The 14979-nt window shown below is 68.9% G+C and carries 11 protein-coding genes and 1 other RNA gene; 6 read left to right on the forward strand and 6 right to left on the reverse strand.

The annotated features are described in order from the left end of the window. The first annotated feature begins 274 nt into the window (after positions 1-274). Positions 275-652 (forward strand): hypothetical protein, encoded by a 378-nt coding sequence (locus AB0M45_RS22255; RefSeq protein WP_364332236.1) that lies wholly within the window; start codon positions 275-277, stop codon positions 650-652. Positions 653-820: 168 nt separating this feature from the next. Here AB0M45_RS22255 and rnpB read toward each other — a convergent pair. Beyond that, positions 821-1235: RNase P RNA component class A (gene rnpB / locus AB0M45_RS22260), an RNA gene on the reverse strand. A gap of 36 nt (positions 1236-1271) precedes the next feature. Here rnpB and AB0M45_RS22265 point away from each other — a divergent pair. Together AB0M45_RS22265 and AB0M45_RS22270 are read left to right on the forward strand one after the other, a co-directional pair. Further along, positions 1272-2159, forward strand: a complete 888-nt coding sequence (locus tag AB0M45_RS22265) for an alpha/beta fold hydrolase (protein WP_364332239.1) — start codon at positions 1272-1274, stop codon at positions 2157-2159. Between the two features lie 441 nt (positions 2160-2600). Beyond that, a complete protein-coding gene (locus AB0M45_RS22270; RefSeq protein ID WP_364332243.1) occupies positions 2601-3119 on the forward strand; it encodes a TrmH family RNA methyltransferase in 519 nt (172 codons plus the stop codon). On the opposite strand, the gene AB0M45_RS22275 is transcribed toward AB0M45_RS22270, so the two are convergent. Continuing rightward, positions 3120-3749 (reverse strand): helix-turn-helix domain-containing protein, encoded by a 630-nt coding sequence (locus tag AB0M45_RS22275; RefSeq protein ID WP_364332246.1) that lies wholly within the window; start codon positions 3747-3749, stop codon positions 3120-3122. 37 nt (positions 3750-3786) lie between these two features. On the opposite strand from AB0M45_RS22275, the gene AB0M45_RS22280 reads away from it, so the two are divergent. Further along, entirely contained in the window at positions 3787-4485 is a 699-nt protein-coding gene (locus tag AB0M45_RS22280) for a hypothetical protein (protein WP_364332249.1), read from the forward strand. A 96-nt stretch (positions 4486-4581) separates the two neighbouring features. After that, the gene (locus AB0M45_RS22285; protein WP_364332252.1) at positions 4582-5043 is read left to right on the forward strand and encodes a GNAT family N-acetyltransferase; all 462 of its coding nucleotides are present in this window, start codon (positions 4582-4584) and stop codon (positions 5041-5043) included. Between the two features lie 18 nt (positions 5044-5061). Here the strand turns inward: AB0M45_RS22285 and AB0M45_RS22290 are convergent, their stop codons facing one another. The 3 genes from AB0M45_RS22290 to AB0M45_RS22300 all read right to left on the reverse strand — a co-directional run bounded on the left by AB0M45_RS22290 (position 5062) and on the right by AB0M45_RS22300 (position 6800). Beyond that, positions 5062-5748: a hypothetical protein gene (locus AB0M45_RS22290; protein ID WP_364332255.1), complete on the reverse strand. Its 687-nt coding sequence runs from the start codon at positions 5746-5748 to the stop codon at positions 5062-5064. Positions 5749-5816: 68 nt separating this feature from the next. Next, the gene (locus tag AB0M45_RS22295; RefSeq protein ID WP_364332258.1) at positions 5817-6332 is read right to left on the reverse strand and encodes a GNAT family N-acetyltransferase; all 516 of its coding nucleotides are present in this window, start codon (positions 6330-6332) and stop codon (positions 5817-5819) included. Positions 6333-6392: 60 nt separating this feature from the next. After that, positions 6393-6800, reverse strand: a complete 408-nt coding sequence (locus tag AB0M45_RS22300; protein ID WP_364332260.1) for a hypothetical protein — start codon at positions 6798-6800, stop codon at positions 6393-6395. Between the two features lie 111 nt (positions 6801-6911). On the opposite strand from AB0M45_RS22300, the gene AB0M45_RS22305 reads away from it, so the two are divergent. After that, on the forward strand, positions 6912-7727 hold the full coding sequence (locus AB0M45_RS22305) for a helix-turn-helix transcriptional regulator (RefSeq protein WP_364332262.1): 816 nt from the start codon (positions 6912-6914) through the stop codon (positions 7725-7727). Positions 7728-7732: 5 nt separating this feature from the next. On the opposite strand, the gene AB0M45_RS22310 is transcribed toward AB0M45_RS22305, so the two are convergent. Then, positions 7733-14968 carry an amino acid adenylation domain-containing protein gene (locus AB0M45_RS22310; protein WP_364332264.1) on the reverse strand — a complete coding sequence of 2412 codons (7236 nt, stop codon included), beginning with the start codon at positions 14966-14968 and terminating at the stop codon, positions 7733-7735. Between the last annotated feature and the right edge of the window lie 11 nt (positions 14969-14979).

Genomic DNA, 14979 nt, shown 5'->3' on the forward strand with positions numbered 1-14979 from the left:
GCGCCCGCGCTGCTAACGTGACGCGGCGTGTCGGGCGTCGCGTTCGCCCGCGCTTTCGAAAATGTGCCGTACGTCGACAATTGGGAGCTGCACACTTATGTCATCGATTTTGTTCGACTACTTGCTGCCTCTGCTCGGTCCCGAACAGGCCGCGTACTGGGCTCAGGTCTTCACCATCAACCCGACCTGACCGCGCGTTTGTTCTCCCACACTCGTTGCCTCCCGTTAACCTGACGGGAGGCGGCAGTGATCCTCGGCCGCTAGCATCCCGCGCGTGATAAGAACCACCGCCGCGATCGCGGCCAGCGCCACCCTCTTTTCCCTGCTCCTCACCGGTTGCGGGGACGACAAGCCCAGCAGCGCCGCCTCGTCCACCACCGCGGCCGCGTCGCAAGGCGCCACCGCCCCGGTCGACACCGTGAAGACGGGTGCATTCGTCGTCAGCTTCCGCGGCGCGTTCCCGAAGCTCGCCGAAGGCAAGGATGACGCGAAGATCGCGAGCATCCTGTCCGAGACCTGCGCGGACATCAAGGCGGGCAAGTCCGAGAACGACGTCGTCGCCGACATCACCAAGCGGGCGGGCGGCGGCAACACCCAGCCGACCGCGGAGGAAGCCAAGGCCATTTATCAGATGGCCAACCTGATGTGCTGATCCCTCCGCGCTGGAGGACGTAGGACCGTCGAAGTCGGCGGTAGCTGCCCACCGCTACCCGGCAGCGATGCGCCGGTCCAGGTCGCGGGATCCGGCATGCCGCCGACGAGGGCACCTCTTCTCGCCGCTGCTGAGCGCGAACTCGGCAGGGCCGCAAGCGCGGGTGGGCGGACGAGTTGGTCTGTAAGCCGGATCCTGTCCCCGGTTCGCACCGGGGGACGGCCATCCATCTGGACACTCCGTTGCCGGGTGCCTCGAGCGGTCCACCCGCAGGCTCGGGCGAGCAACCCTCGAACGCCTGCGCAGCCGCACCGCGAACGGTGCGGCCTTCGACCTTGCTCCGGGCGGGGTTTACCGAGCCACCCCGGTCACCCGGGGCGCTGGTGCGCTCTTACCGCACCGTTTCACCCTCACCGCACGGCCGCTACGGCCGTGGGCAGTCTGTTTTCTGTGGCACTTTCCCGCGGGTCACCCCGGGTTGCCGTTAGCAACCGCCCTGCTCTGTGGAGTCCGGACTTTCCTCGGCGCCGGGCGGCGGCACGACCGTGCCCGTTCCCTGCGCCGCGGCCGCCCGACCAACTCGTCCGCGATAACAGAATACTGGGTACGGTTAGTGGCCATGGAACGTGTCGAGGTCTGCTTCCCTTCCGGAAGCGAGCAGTGCGCGGCGTGGCTCTATCGCCCGGACGGTGCACCCAAACCCCGCCCGCTAGTGGTGATGGGACACGGGCTGGGGGCAAATCGGGAAATGGGACTGGACCGGTACGCGCGGCGTTTCGCGGCCGCGGACATGGCGGTGCTGGTGTTCGACTATCGGCATTTCGGCGCCAGTCAGGGCACGCCGCGGCAGTTGCTCAGCATCGCGCGCCAGCGTGCGGACTGGCATGCCGCCATCGCTTACGCGCGCACCGTGCGCGGGATCGACGCGACCCGAATCGCGTTGTGGGGAACTTCGTTCGGTGGCGGGCACGTACTGTCGGTGGCGCCGGACGACGACTACATCGCGGCCGTGGTCGCGCAGGTGCCGTTCACCAGCGGCCTGTCCTCGGCGTTGGCGAAGGGACCGATCAGCGTGACCAAGGTGGCCACCATCGCGGCGACCGATCTGCTGCTGGGGACGATCCGGCGCAAGCCCGTCCGTATCCGGCTGGCCGGGCGCAAGCGCTCCGCGGCGCTGATGAGCGCACCCGACGTGCTGGATGGCTTCCGCAGGCTGACCGACGAGAGCGAGACCTACGAGCCGAAAGTGGCCGCGCGCGTGGCGTTCTCGGTGCTGTTCGACGCACCGGGGCGACGCGCGAAGGCCCTGAAGATGCCGGTGCTGTACGCACTGTGCGACGACGACTCGGTCGCCCCGGTGAAATCGGCGCTGCGCGCCGCCGAACGCACCAAGCACGCCGTCGTAAAGCGCTATCCGGCGGGACATTTCGACATCTACTTCGACGAAGTCTTCGAAAAGGCGGTATACGACCAGACCGAATTCCTGGTATCTGTGCTGCGGCCGTAAGCGGCTGCACCGGGCCTTCGCTCCGCCTGCCCGGGGCTGGGGACGGAGCACATCCGGCTGCGCCCTTATGCATTCGCGGGCCCGGCCCGAGCGGGCCGGGCCGCGAAGGTGGCCTAGACCGGTTGCTTGCTGTCATAGGATTGCCTCGAATGCTGTTCGGCGTGGCGCCCTCTGAGGCCGAATGGCTCACGCCCGCCACGCCGACGACAGAGCGCCGCCCGCGTGCCACGGCAACGACAACTCCGTGCCAGCAATAACACCCTTGCGAACGGATGGTGGCACGTACGGCCCCGCTGAGCGGGTTGGCCCGCGTTCTCGGCGTATCGTGGGAAACGACTAAATCTCGGGTGTTTCCGCCCTCGGTGATGGCTCCGATGCGCCGCCAAGCATCGTCTCGATGAATATCACTCTCTCCCACGGGAAGGCAGTTCCCGTTTCGCTATGACTGCCGCGCGGGTCAAGACCCGCACGGAACTGCGCGGACAGCGCCGCAGGCGCGGCCACGGTTGCTGGAATCATCTACTCGCCGCACCGCTGTGGCCGAAGCACGGCGTGAATCTGGGGACGCTGCTGCGCACCTGCGACGCGGTCGGCGCGTGCCTGGCGGTGCCGCGACGGCCCTGGGTGCCCGACGCGCTGGCGCAAGGCAATACGCTTCGGCACCGGCAATGCGTGCACTGGATCGATGGACGCGTCGAGCGATGGCTGGCCCGGCAGCGGGACGGCGGCTCCGCGGTCGTCGGCGTGGAATTGACCGACGAATCTGTCCGCCTCGCCGACCTTCCCGCGGCCCGGCGGCGCACCATCGTCCTCCTCGGGCACGAGACCACCGGCATACCACCCGAAGGACTCGAACTTGCCGACATCACCGTGGAGATCCCGATGGTCGGCACCGGGCACAGCCTCAACGTCGCGGTGGCGGGATCACTGGTCCTCTACAAACTGGCGGGACTGTGCTGATCACCGTTCCTCCAGCAGCTCACGCGTGAGCAGCGCGGTCCACCATGCCCCGACTCGCTCGGGTGACCAGCCGCGCCCGGCGGTGAGTTCTGTGAAGGCGTCGATGTTGCAGACCGCCGCGTAGATATCCACGGCGGCCGGCACGTCGATGCCATCGCGCAGCGTGCCGGCGGGCCACGCGGACAGGACCTGACGGTGCGCGTCGTCGCCACGGCGGCGGCCGTCGCGGTACGCCTGGGCCAGTTCGGGTTCGGTGCGTCCCGCCTCGCGCAGCAGCACGATCACGTCGCCCGCTCGCTCATAGAGCCTACGGTCGTAGGCGACCATCGCGGCCAGCTGCCGACGCGGCTCGGTGGCGGCTTCCAGATCGGCGAGCAACAAAGGTACGTCGGCCGACAAGTCGGCCGCGTCGGCGAGCGCTTTCGTGAGACCGGTCTTGTTGCCGTACGCGGCGTAGACCGTCGGCACCGAGACACCCGCGACGCGCGCGACGTCACGCACCGTAGTCGCCGCCCAGCCTTTGGCCAAGAACAGCTCTCGCGCAGCCCGAGCGATCTCCACACTGGTCTGCTGTGCCTGGGCGGCGCGGCGTAGCGAGTCGTAGCGGCGCCGGGCCGGTTCCGCGATCATGGTTCCCCTTTCAGTTTACGGTACTTATATTCAATACATGATAGAAGAATCGAAATGTGCGCGTCCCTTCACATGGATCGGCGGCCTGGCGGGCCTCGGCTTCGCGCTCGTCATCGTCGGCGCGAACCTGATCCTCGAACCCGCAGGCATGCCACGGTTCGGCGCCGACATCGCCGACGCGGAAGCCTTCTTCGCCGATGCGGTAAGTCCGGTTCGACTGGCGTCGGTATTCCTTCCCGCGGCGTGGGCGTGCGTCATCGTGTTCGGCGCCGCCGCCGTCGCGGTGCTGTGGCCGCGTGAACGGACACTCGGGTCGGCCTGGTCGCTGGTCGGCTTCGCGGGACTCTTGCTACAGAACAGCACCTTCGTCGGCGTGGCCGCCACGCGGCTCGCGCTCTCGCACAGCACCGGCGACGCCGCGGGACTCTGGGCCCTGCACAACGCCCTGTTCGCGCTCAACGGCACATTTCTCGCCGTGGCCATGCTCGGATTCTCCATCGGCGGATGGCGTACCGGACTGATCCGGCGGTGGCATGCCCTGCTCGGACTGACTGCGGCCGCAGGTCAATTCGGCTGGGCGACAGTGGGTCCGCTCGTACTCGACCACCTCACCCCGCTCGGCATGCTCGGCCTGGTGAGCTGGCTGCTGTGGGTCGCCTGGATCGCGACGTATGGCATCACGCTCATGCGGCTACCGGCCCCACGGCCGGATATCGCGCAGCCCGTTCCGGCATGAACGGAGCCCGGTGAAACTCGGCCTCGCCCTGCGGTTCGCCGACTGAATCCGTCCCAGGGGTCGACGACAGCGGCCGATCCTGTCACGATGGCGCGGATGATTGTCAGGCTTGCGCGGGAAGACGACCTCGCCGGATTGCTCGAACTGGCGGGGCAAGTCGAGCACTGGTTCGGCCCGATGGTCGACGAGGCCGGGTTCCATGCGGCGGTGCTACGGCACATTCGGGCGGGCACGGCGCTCGTCGCCCGGTCCGCGGGAGCCGAAGTGCTCGGCGCCATCATGTTCGGCGCGCAGCCGCCGACCTACCGGGTGGACTGGCTGGTCGTCGCGGAGCAGGCCCGCGGACATGGCATCGGACGGGCCTTGACCACCGACGCGATACGCCGGTACGTGCACTGCCCCGGCACACTCGAAGTGGTCACCTTCGGGGCCGATCATCCCGGCGCGGCGGCCAGCGGCGCCCGTGCGTTCTACGAGCACATGGGATTCAATCCCGCGGAAGCCGCGGCCACCGGGCCGGAGGGCGGTTCACGGCAGGTCTACCGGCGGCATATCTGAGGCACGCCGGCCGGAACATCATCGTCCACGGACGGCGCGCCAGAGAATGAAGGCGAGCACCGCGGCGGGCGCGGCCGCCAGTATGGGCTTGTCACGGACCATGTCCACGAGCGTGCGGCCCGGGTGGGCTACTGCTTCGGGAAGTCCGGCGGCGCCGAGTTCGGCAGCGCTCGCGGCATTGGCCTCGGCCAGCTCCGCACGCTCGGCTGCGCGTCGGACGGACTCGTCCACCGCTGGCGTGGCCTGCGGTGCCGCCGCGGCCGCAGCGCCACTCAACTCGGCCTCTCGCCCGGTCATGGTCGCCTCCGCCTCCGCCTCCGCGAAGGGTGCCGTTCCGGACGCAGGGCCGCTCACCTCAGCAGCGGTTTCCTCCGCCGCACGCCTTTCGGCCGGCGTCTCCAACCCCGTCATACCTGCCACTCCGGCAGCAGCGGCGGCGCTGAGCTCGGCAGCGCTCTCTTCCCCCGCACGCCCCACGGTCGGCGTCTCCAACCCCGTCATACCTGCCGCTCCGGCGGTAGGGCCGCCCACTTCGGCTGCCGTGTCGTCCGCCTGTCGCCCTGCGGTCGCCGCCTCCGGCTCCGCCTGCTCTGATTCTTTCGCGGCATGGTGGCCCGAACCGTGTTCCCGCTCGGAATCGGCCTTCTCGCCCACATCGGCGATGTCATGGACACCGTCTGGATCCGGGCGTTCGTGTTCGTTCATCACCGTCTCCTGTCCTCGGCTGCGCGGCGCCGGACAGATTTCCTGGATGCCATCGCTGGCCGGTTACCCTACGAACGATCGGACAAACGGGACTCCGGCAGACGCCACTGCATCTCGAATTCCCTGCGCGCGTCGCCCGGGGCCACGGGTCCGCTCACACCCGTGCGCACGAAGCCGTTACGCAGATACAACCCCTCGGCGTGGTTATTGCGCTCGGCGACCTCCAAGCGGACCACGCGGTGGCCGCCCGCCACGGCCCAATCGAGCACCGCGCGAACCAGGCGGTCCGACACCCCGGTGCCTCGCGCCCGCGGCGCCACCCACATCGAAATCAGGTGCACACCACCGCGTTCCCGATCGGGCATGCCCGCGACTGTGCCCAGCTCGGCTCCCGCCGACTCGGCCAGGAACTGCGCCCGATCGGTCAGCGCGCGCCGCCAGTCCCCCTCGGTGCGGGCCCGCGCCTCGGTCAAGGTGGAACCGAAGAACTGCGGCGTGTCGGCCAGCGCCCTGAGACGGACCCGCCGGAATGCCGCCCAATCGTCCGGCATGAGCAATCTGACCTCGGGTGTCGAGACGTCCATCCGGATTTCTCTACCTGGTCACCGAGAACGTGCGCAAAGGATTTGCGGCGTCCCGCCACGTCAACCGAGCCTGCGCAGCCCGGCGAACTCCAGCCCGGCGAAGATCGCGACCGCCACGGCGCCGACCATGAGGAACGCCACGCCGAGACCGGTCAGCGCGAGCACACCGGAACCGGCCAGCCCGATCATTCCGGCAGCCGAGAGCGCGTTGACGGCGACGACCGCCTGTGCGTGCCGCGCCGATATCACCGGGGATCGAGCGATCATCAGCAACACGAGCGCACCGCCCAGCATGACGACGCCGAACGGGATGCTCCACGCGATCGGCAGCCCGATCGGGTCGCGCAGGAATGCGGCGCCGGCCACCAGCACCCCGCCGAAGATCCCGGTGCTCCAGCCGTCCACCGTGAGCGCGGTGCGCAGAAAGGTGGCGTTGCCGCTCCGGCCGGCCAGGGTCGTGGGTCTCATATCGTCCTCCTGTGGTCGATCCGTCGGGACCAACACTGCTGGCCGGAAGTGAGCGTCTCAATAACCTCACAGGTCATGGCCGGACGGCGGCACGGGTGCTTAGCTGACCGAATGACATCGGTGCAGACGCGATCGAGAGCGGGCGTCCTGCTGCGCGAATGGCGGCAGCGGCGCAGGTTGAGTCAGCTGGACCTGGCGCTGGCGGCCGATACCTCGGCGCGGCACCTCTCCTACGTGGAGACCGGGCGCGCCATGCCCAGCAGGGCGATGGTGTTGCGTCTGTGCGACACACTGGACGTGCCGCTGCGTGAACGCAATACGCTGCTGATGGCAGCCGGTTATGCGCCCGCGTATCGGGAGAGCAGCCTCGACGACGCGCATCTCACATCGGTCCGAGCCGCCCTGGAGACCATGCTGGCCGCGCACGAACCCTACCCGGCCGTGGTCATCGATCGCCTGTGGAACGTGGTCACCGGCAACGCCGCGATGAGCGTGCTGATGGACGGCGTTCCCGCGCACCTGCGGGCACCGCACCCGAATGTGTACCGGCTGGTGTTGCACCCGGACGGACTGGCGTCCCGGCTGGCCAACCTCGCCCAGGTGCGCGCGCTGTTCCTGGAGCGGCTGGCCAGGCAGGTCAGCGCGAGCGGCGACCATGAGCTGGCGGCGCTGTACGACGAGGTGTCCGGCTACCCGGACCCGCCGGACGCCGACGCCACAGCGGAGGCCGGCACGCCGCCGGGCCCTTTCGACGTGCCGATCCGGATCCGCACACCGGCGGGCGAGCTGTCGATGTTCAGCACGATGGCCACCTTCGGCGCGCCGGCCGACGTCACGCTGTCGGAGCTGGCCATCGAATTGTTCTATCCGCTGGACGAATTCACCACGGCCGCGCTGCGCGGAATGGCGGCCGCGGTGAGTTCGTGAGCTAGTCAAGCGTCCAGCATGGATTCGTTCCACTCCCGATCCAGGTCGGGATCGGCGGCGGAGAGCACCTCGTCCAAGCGCAGCCCCACCTCGCTGATGTTCGGTTCGGTCATCATGTCCAGGTGATCACCGGGGACGGAGATCACCGTGAACCGGCGGGCCGCGTACTGCTTCCAGCCGTTGTCCGCGCTGTCGAACATGCTGCCGACGGTCTGGTGCGCCAGGTCGACGCCCGGCGGCAGTCCCTCGCTGGCACGCAGCAGCGTGATATCCCGCTCGTAGGGCTCGAGCTTGTAGTCCAGCATCGCCGAGTAGTTGGCGTAGAACACCTCGTAGAGGCGCCGGATCGCCTGCGGCGAGCTGGCGGAGGGCAGAATCTCCGACCGCACCGCCTCGGCCAGCATCGCCGCGAACAGCTCTTCGGAACCGTGCACGTCGGGCTCGAAATCGATCAGGGCGGACTGGCTTCCGCGCGCGTACCACAGCAGCTCGAGGAAGAACCACCGGATCAGCTTCTCCTCCGGGATCGGCGTGCGCGCTTGCGCGCGTAGCGCCATGGTGTCCAGCAGCGTCACGCTGGACACTTCATGCTCCGGCAGCTGACGTGCCATCTCCAAGGCGACATAGCCGCCGAACGACCAACCCGCCAGATGATATGGGCCGGTCGGATGCACCCGCCGCAGCGCTTCCAGATACGACTCGGTCATCGCCGCGATCGACTTCTCCGGCGCACTACCCGCGTCCGCGCCGGCCGCCTGCAGTCCGTACACCGGGCGATCCGGATCCAGATACCGCACAAGGGTCAAATAGCACAGCACATTCCCGCCGATCGGGTGCACCAGGAACAGTGGCGGCTTGGTGCCGTCGGGGTTGAGCGGCACCAGCGGGTCGAAAGTGCGGTGAACGTCGCCGCCCGCCCGCACCAGCGTCGCGAGCCCGGCCGCGGTGGGCGCGCTGATGAACGCGTCCAGCGGCACTTCGACACCCCATCGGCGCGACAGCGCCATCACCACCCGCATCGCCCCGATCGAGGTCCCGCCCGCCGCGAAGAAATCGTCGTCCACGCCGATCGCGCGCAGACCGGCGTATTCGGCCAGCACCTGCACCGCCGACCGCTCGTACTCGTCGGCCGGTTCCCGTTGCGCCGCTAGGGAATCCGTGACGTGCGCGCCATGATCGCGCAACGTCGCGTCATCGCGTTTGCCGCTGGGCGTGCGGGGCAGCTCGTCGAGCCAGACGAACCGCGACGGCACCATGTGCGCGGGCAGCACCGCCCGCAAGTCGTGCCGCAGCGCGGCCAGATCGGTCTGTTCCGCCGAGCCGACCAGGAACGCGATCAGCGACCCGTCGATACCGCCGAAGCCGCGCGCCACCACGGCCGCTTCGGTAATGCCAGGGAACTTCTCCACCAGGCCGAGGATGCACAGCTCCACTTCGGCCGGCTCCACCCGGAAGCCGCGGATCTTCACCTGGCTGTCGCTGCGGCCCAGGCAGACGATGTCGCCGGAGAACAGCCGAACGCCCAGATCCCCGGTGCGGTAGCGGATTCCGCCCGCATGGGTGGCCACGAACCGCTGGGCGGTGAGCGCGGGGCGGCCCTCGTAGCCGCGCGCGAGGGAACGGCCGCCGAGATAGATCTCGCCGATCACGCCGTCGGGCACCGGGCGCAGCGCGCTGTCGAGCAGGTCCACGGTGTCGCCGTCGACGGCCCGGCCGATGGGCGGCAGCGCGGGGAACTCGTCGGCCGGGCCCTGCAAAGTGAATTTCGTGGCGACATGAGATTCGGTGGGGCCGTATTGGTTTTCCAGCACCAAACCCGGAACCACCTTGCACAGGGCGCGGATCTCGTCGGTGATGCGCAGCTGCTCGCCGGAGGAGATCAGCACCTTCAGCTCGGTCGGGAACTTCCGCAGACCCACGGCCGCCTCAGCGAACGCCTGCAACGCCACGTACGGCAGGAACAGCCGTTCGATGCCCTCGTCCACCACCGTGTTCAGCAGCTGCTCGACGTTCGACCGCAGGTCGGCCGAACTCACCCGTAGAGTCGACCCGGCCGCGAGGGTGGTGAAGATCTCCTGGAACGACACGTCGAAACTCAACGGCGCCAATTGCAGCGTGCTGCGCAGGCCGGTGCCGGTCGCCGCGCGGATCTGCCAATCCACCAGCGAGGTCAGGCCGCGATGTGGCATCGCGACGCCCTTGGGCTCGCCGGTCGAGCCGGAGGTGAACAGCACGTAGGCCACCGCGTCGGGCGAAACATGATCGGGCAGTGCGACATCCGCGTCGTCTGCCGAGTCGTCGAAGAGCAGGGTGGTGTCGAGCACCAAGGCGGCGTCGTCGACGATGTCGCGATAGTCGGCGTCGGCGGCCACGCGGTGCGGGCGTGCGCGGTCGATCATCAGATTCAGTCTGGCCCGCGGGTAGCTGACGTCCAGGGGAACACATGCGGCCCCGATCCTGGTCAGCGCGAGCACGAGCAGTACCAGTTCGGGACGGCGCCTCATCAGAATGCCGACCCGGTCGCCCTGCGACACCCCCAGCCCGACCAGGCGACGCGCCAGGCGGTCGGAGCGTTCGATCAGTTCGGCGTAGGTGACGGATTCGTCATCGCCGGCCACCGCGATGCCCGCCGGGTTCAGCGCGGCGGCCTCGGCCACCAGTGTGCCGGCGTCCCGGGCGGTGGCCGGGCCGACACCCCGGTCGATCACCCCATCGGGGTCGGCCACGATCCCCGCCAGCATGCGCAGCTGAGTGAGCACCACCGTCTCGCACTGCTCGGTGGTCAGCGTGTGGTGGCCGTCGACCCGCAGCCACATCCGGCCGTCGCGGGGGTCGGTCGCCGCGGTCACCAGCAGCTGGAAATTGGTCTCCTCGCGGACGTCGACGTCCACCAGACGCACCCCGTCCAGCACGACCATGGGCTGGAAGACGTGGTAGTTGACGAAGTTGAACGCCGTCTCGAACGCCGGGGCGCCATCGGCGAGGATCGACCGCAGTGGATAGCGACGGTACGGATAGGCCTCGCGTTCCCGGCGCGCGATCTGCTCCACTGCCGCGCGCCACGTGGTCGCGGTGTTGTCCAGCCGGATGGGCAGAGTATTGAGAAACAGCCCGGCCACTCGTTCGGCACCCGCGCGGTCCGGGCGACCGTGGCTGACCACACCGGTGGTGACATCCGTACGCCCGGTGAGTGCCCGCAGCGCCAGGCAGTGCGCGGCCAGATAGACCGATTTCTCGGGAATCTGGTGTCGCGTGGCGAAGGCCGTCACGCGCTTGGCCAAGCGGCGCGGCACCAGCGCCTTCGCTTGCGGGACCTCGGCGACCGCCGGTTGGTGCGCCCCGAGCGCGGTGAGGGCGGTGGGTTCCGCCCCGGCGAGCGCGGTCAGCCAGTACTCGCGCGCCGTGTCGTGCGCGCTGCCCTGTTCGGCCTGCGCGTACTCGGCCAGAACGGTCGCCGGATGGGGCGTGGCCTCGATGCGGGTCTGCGTCATGCCGAGGTGGCTCAGATAGTCCAGCAGCAGTTCCAGCACCGAGGTGGCGACACTCCAGCCGTCCAGGATGGCGTGGTGGAAGCTCAGAACCAGGTCCACCGTGCCCACCGGTTCGTGTGGACCAGGGCGGACGAACACCCGGATGGCGAACAGCGGAGCGACCGAGATGTCGTACTGGGCGTGCGTGCGTTCCTGGAGGTAGGACTCGATCAGTTCCGCACCGTCCAGCTCGTCGGTATCGCCGAGGTCGACGATCTCCAGCTCGTAGGGCGCCTCGGTGTGCACGATCTGCAGCGGAATCGAGTACTTGCTCAGCTCGAACGACGAGCGCAGCGCGGGCTGACGCCGCACCAGCCGGTCCACGGCCGCACGGAACTCCGCGTCATCCCAGGGCATTTCGAGCCGATACCGGAAAGCGTCCTTGTACGTGACGGAGTCGGCGCGCTCGATGCTGTGATACAGCATGCCCAGTTGCAGCGCCGTGGCCGGGAACGCGTCCTCGACCCGGTGCAGCGCGGCGCGGTCGATGAGCGGCACCGTCTCCAGCGGCGACAAGACACGCGCGTGCTCGTCGCCGTCCCGGTCGTCGCGCACCACGCGCGCCAGCTCGGCGATGGTCGGCGCTTGGTAGAAGGCGTCCACGTCGAAGTAGAGCCCGGCGCGCTCGGCGGTGGTGCGCACGGCCAGCGCGAGAATGGAATCGCCGCCGTGGGTGAAGAAGTTGTCGTGTACACCGATCGACTCGACGCCGAGCACCGTGCACCAGACTCGCGCGAGCCGCGCCTCGACGTCGTTGCGCGGCTGGACACCCGCGACCTGCTCGGCGCCGTGTCCGAGCACGAGCTGTTCGGCGAGCGCCCAGCGGTCGAGTTTCCCGTTGCGGGTCAGCGGGATTCGGTCTACCCGGATCAGCCGGGTGGGCACCATGTAGCGCGGCAATCGGTCGGCGATCTGCGCGGCGATCTCCTCACCGGTCACGTCGGTTCCGACGAAGTAGCCGACCAGCTGCACACCGTGCGCCTCGGACAGTTCGTCTACCACGGCCGCGGCACGCACCCCGCGGCAACCGAGCATGGCGTTGTGTACCTCGCCGAGCGTGACCCGGTTGCCGCGGATCTTCACCTGGTCGTCGAAGCGGCCCAGATACTCGAGGTTGCCGTCCGGCAGCCAGCGCGCCAGATCGCCGGTGCGGTAGCGCCGCCGTCCCGGCACCGCGCGATCGTCGACGAAGGCGGCCGCGGTCAGCTCGGGCCTGCCGCGATATCCGCGCGCCACGCCGACGCCCGCGATGTTCAGTTCGCCCGGTACCCCGACCGGTACACGGCGGCCCATTTCGTCGAGCACGAGCAGGTCGATGTTGTCGATCGGCCGTCCGATCGGCACCACGTCGAGCGCATCGTCGCGGGGGCAGTCGAAATAGGAGACGTCGACCGTGGCTTCGGTCGGGCCGTAGAGATTCACCAGTTCCGGTGCCGTCGCCCCGGCCGCGGTGAAGACCGCGTGGAATCGGCGCACCAGCGCCGGTGGTAGCGCCTCGCCGCTGCAGAACACCCGGCGCAGGCTGCCGATCCGCGCGACCGCCGCGGGGTGGGCCGCCAGCTCGTCGACGAACGCGGCCAGCATGGACGGCACGAAGTGCAGCACGGTGACCGTGTGCGCGCCGATGGCGTCGACGATGCGGCGCGGATCGCGCTCGCCGCCCGGCTCCAGCAACGCCGATCTGGCGCCGGTGATCGCCCACCAGAACAGCTCCCACACCGAGACGTCGAAGGTGACCGGCGTTTTCTGCAGGATCACATCCTCGGCGTGCAACGGGTAGCGTCGCTGCATCCAGGTCAGCCGGTTCACCACCGACCGGTGCTCGATCATGACGCCTTTGGGCACTCCCGTGGAGCCCGAGGTGTAGATGAGATAGCTCAAATCAGCTGGATGCGAGACGTTGTCGATACCGCGCGCTGGCACGATCTCGGCCATCGCGATCCGGGTGACGCGCAGCTTGTCGAACACCGCTTGGTGCTCGGGTCCGGCCACCACGAAGCGCGCTCCGCAGTCGGCGAGCACGGTTTCGATGCGCGTGGCCGGAAAGTCCGGGTCCAACGGCACGTACGCGCACCCGGCGCGCAGCGTGCCGAAAATCGCGACGAGCAGCTCCGTCGAACGCGTCAGCACCACCGGGACACATTCGTTGCCGGTCACGCCCAGCGCCCGCAGCCGGGCGGCGAATCCGTCGGCCAGCGCGGACAGCTCGCCGTAGCGCAGCGCCCGCTCTCCCGAGCCCGCGACCGCCTCGATCGCCACTCGGTCCGGGTGCTCGGCGGCCGCCTCGCGGAACAAACGGTCGATCGTGGTGTACGGAAACTCTTCGCGCGGCCCGGTTTCGAAAGCGGTGATGGCGGCCAACTCTCGCCTGGGCATCAGCGGCAAGGCCGAGATCGGGGTGTCGGGCCGGTCCAGCGCCGCCGCCAGGAGCGCACCTATGCTGCGCACGACCGACTCGAACGGGAAGTTCTCGTCGAAGACGTCTCGATCGTAGTAGAGCTGGAGGTTCAGCGAACCGTCGCGCGCGTGCTCGACGGCGAGGATGTTCAGCGCCTCGAGCACCGTGCCCGGATTGATGATGTCGATGGTGCCGAGGATCTTGTCGAGATGATCCGACGACGGCATCTTGATGTAGGAGTACGCCACGTCGAACAGCGGCGGTGCCGTCGGATCGCTGCTGAGCGCACGGGCCAGGTCACCGTAGGGAAAGCGCTCGTAGCGCTTGAGCTCCCGGATCTGCGCGGTCACCTCGGACGCGACCGCCGACAGCGGCTCGGCGGGGTCGACCCGGATGCGCAGCGGCACCACGTTCGTCCGGTGCCCGGCGGTGCGGAAGGTCTCCGCGCTGTGCCGATTCAGCATCGGGACGCCGATCACCACTTCTTCGGAGCGATGGACGGTGGTCAGGTACGCGGCCAGCGCCGAGACGGTGAAGGCGAAGACGGAGAAGCCGGTCGCGCGAATCCGGTCCAGGAATGCGGGTTCCACCACCACGCGCCGGCGTCCCCGGTCCACGTTCGGGGTGCTCGCCCGGCCGGAGAAGAGCGCCGGAACCACTCCTTCGAAGCGGCGGACCAGCGCGTCGCGGTCGGCGACCCACTGCGGAGACGACAGATACTCCTCGTGTTCGGCCGCGATCTTGCGGTAGGTGCTCACGCCGCGGTCGGTCTCCTCGGTGACCGGTTCCGGTTCGGCGAGCAGTTCGAGTGGCAGGTCCGAACGGCTGTAGTTGTCCACCAGGGCGGCCCACAACGCGTTCACGCCCCACCCGTCGATCATCGCGTGGTGCATCGCCACGTAGAGATAGAAGTGGTCGGGTCCGTCGACCAGCGCGGCGATCCGGAACGGCCGGCGCGGCGGGGAGGGCGTCAGGTTGGCCCGGTTCACCCAGTCCCGGCGGGCCGCGGCCGGGTCCGAGGCCCAGCTCAGGTCGATCAGCTCGACTTCCGGCAGCTCGTCGGAAATCCACTGCCAGAAGCGGCCTTCGGAGAATTCGAAACGCAGCCGCAGCGCGGCGTCGGCGAGCAGTGCCCGGCGGACCACCGCTTGCAGCCGGGCCATGTCGAAGGGCTCGTCCAGGAACGCGCAGTAAGCGTTCCTGGTGACCGGCGCGGGCCCGTACCGGAAGGCCACGGACAACACATCTCGTTGGTACGCGCTGACCGGCCACGCCTCGGGTCGATGGGGAGTAGCACTCGGTTCGGATGTCACAGTCACTCCTA

Source organism: Nocardia sp. NPDC051787, from assembly GCF_040681325.1.
Lineage (GTDB): Bacteria > Actinomycetota > Actinomycetes > Mycobacteriales > Mycobacteriaceae > Nocardia.

Coding starts and splice junctions, on each gene's coding strand:
- AB0M45_RS22265 (WP_364332239.1), top strand. CDS start 1,272: ATGGAACGTGTCGAGGTCTGCTTCCCTTCCGGAAGCGAGCAGTGCGCG.
- AB0M45_RS22270 (WP_364332243.1), top strand. CDS start 2,601: ATGACTGCCGCGCGGGTCAAGACCCGCACGGAACTGCGCGGACAGCGC.
- AB0M45_RS22275 (WP_364332246.1), bottom strand. CDS start 3,749: ATGATCGCGGAACCGGCCCGGCGCCGCTACGACTCGCTACGCCGCGCC.
- AB0M45_RS22280 (WP_364332249.1), top strand. CDS start 3,787: ATGATAGAAGAATCGAAATGTGCGCGTCCCTTCACATGGATCGGCGGC.
- AB0M45_RS22285 (WP_364332252.1), top strand. CDS start 4,582: ATGATTGTCAGGCTTGCGCGGGAAGACGACCTCGCCGGATTGCTCGAA.
- AB0M45_RS22290 (WP_364332255.1), bottom strand. CDS start 5,748: ATGAACGAACACGAACGCCCGGATCCAGACGGTGTCCATGACATCGCC.
- AB0M45_RS22295 (WP_364332258.1), bottom strand. CDS start 6,332: ATGGACGTCTCGACACCCGAGGTCAGATTGCTCATGCCGGACGATTGG.
- AB0M45_RS22300 (WP_364332260.1), bottom strand. CDS start 6,800: ATGAGACCCACGACCCTGGCCGGCCGGAGCGGCAACGCCACCTTTCTG.
- AB0M45_RS22305 (WP_364332262.1), top strand. CDS start 6,912: ATGACATCGGTGCAGACGCGATCGAGAGCGGGCGTCCTGCTGCGCGAA.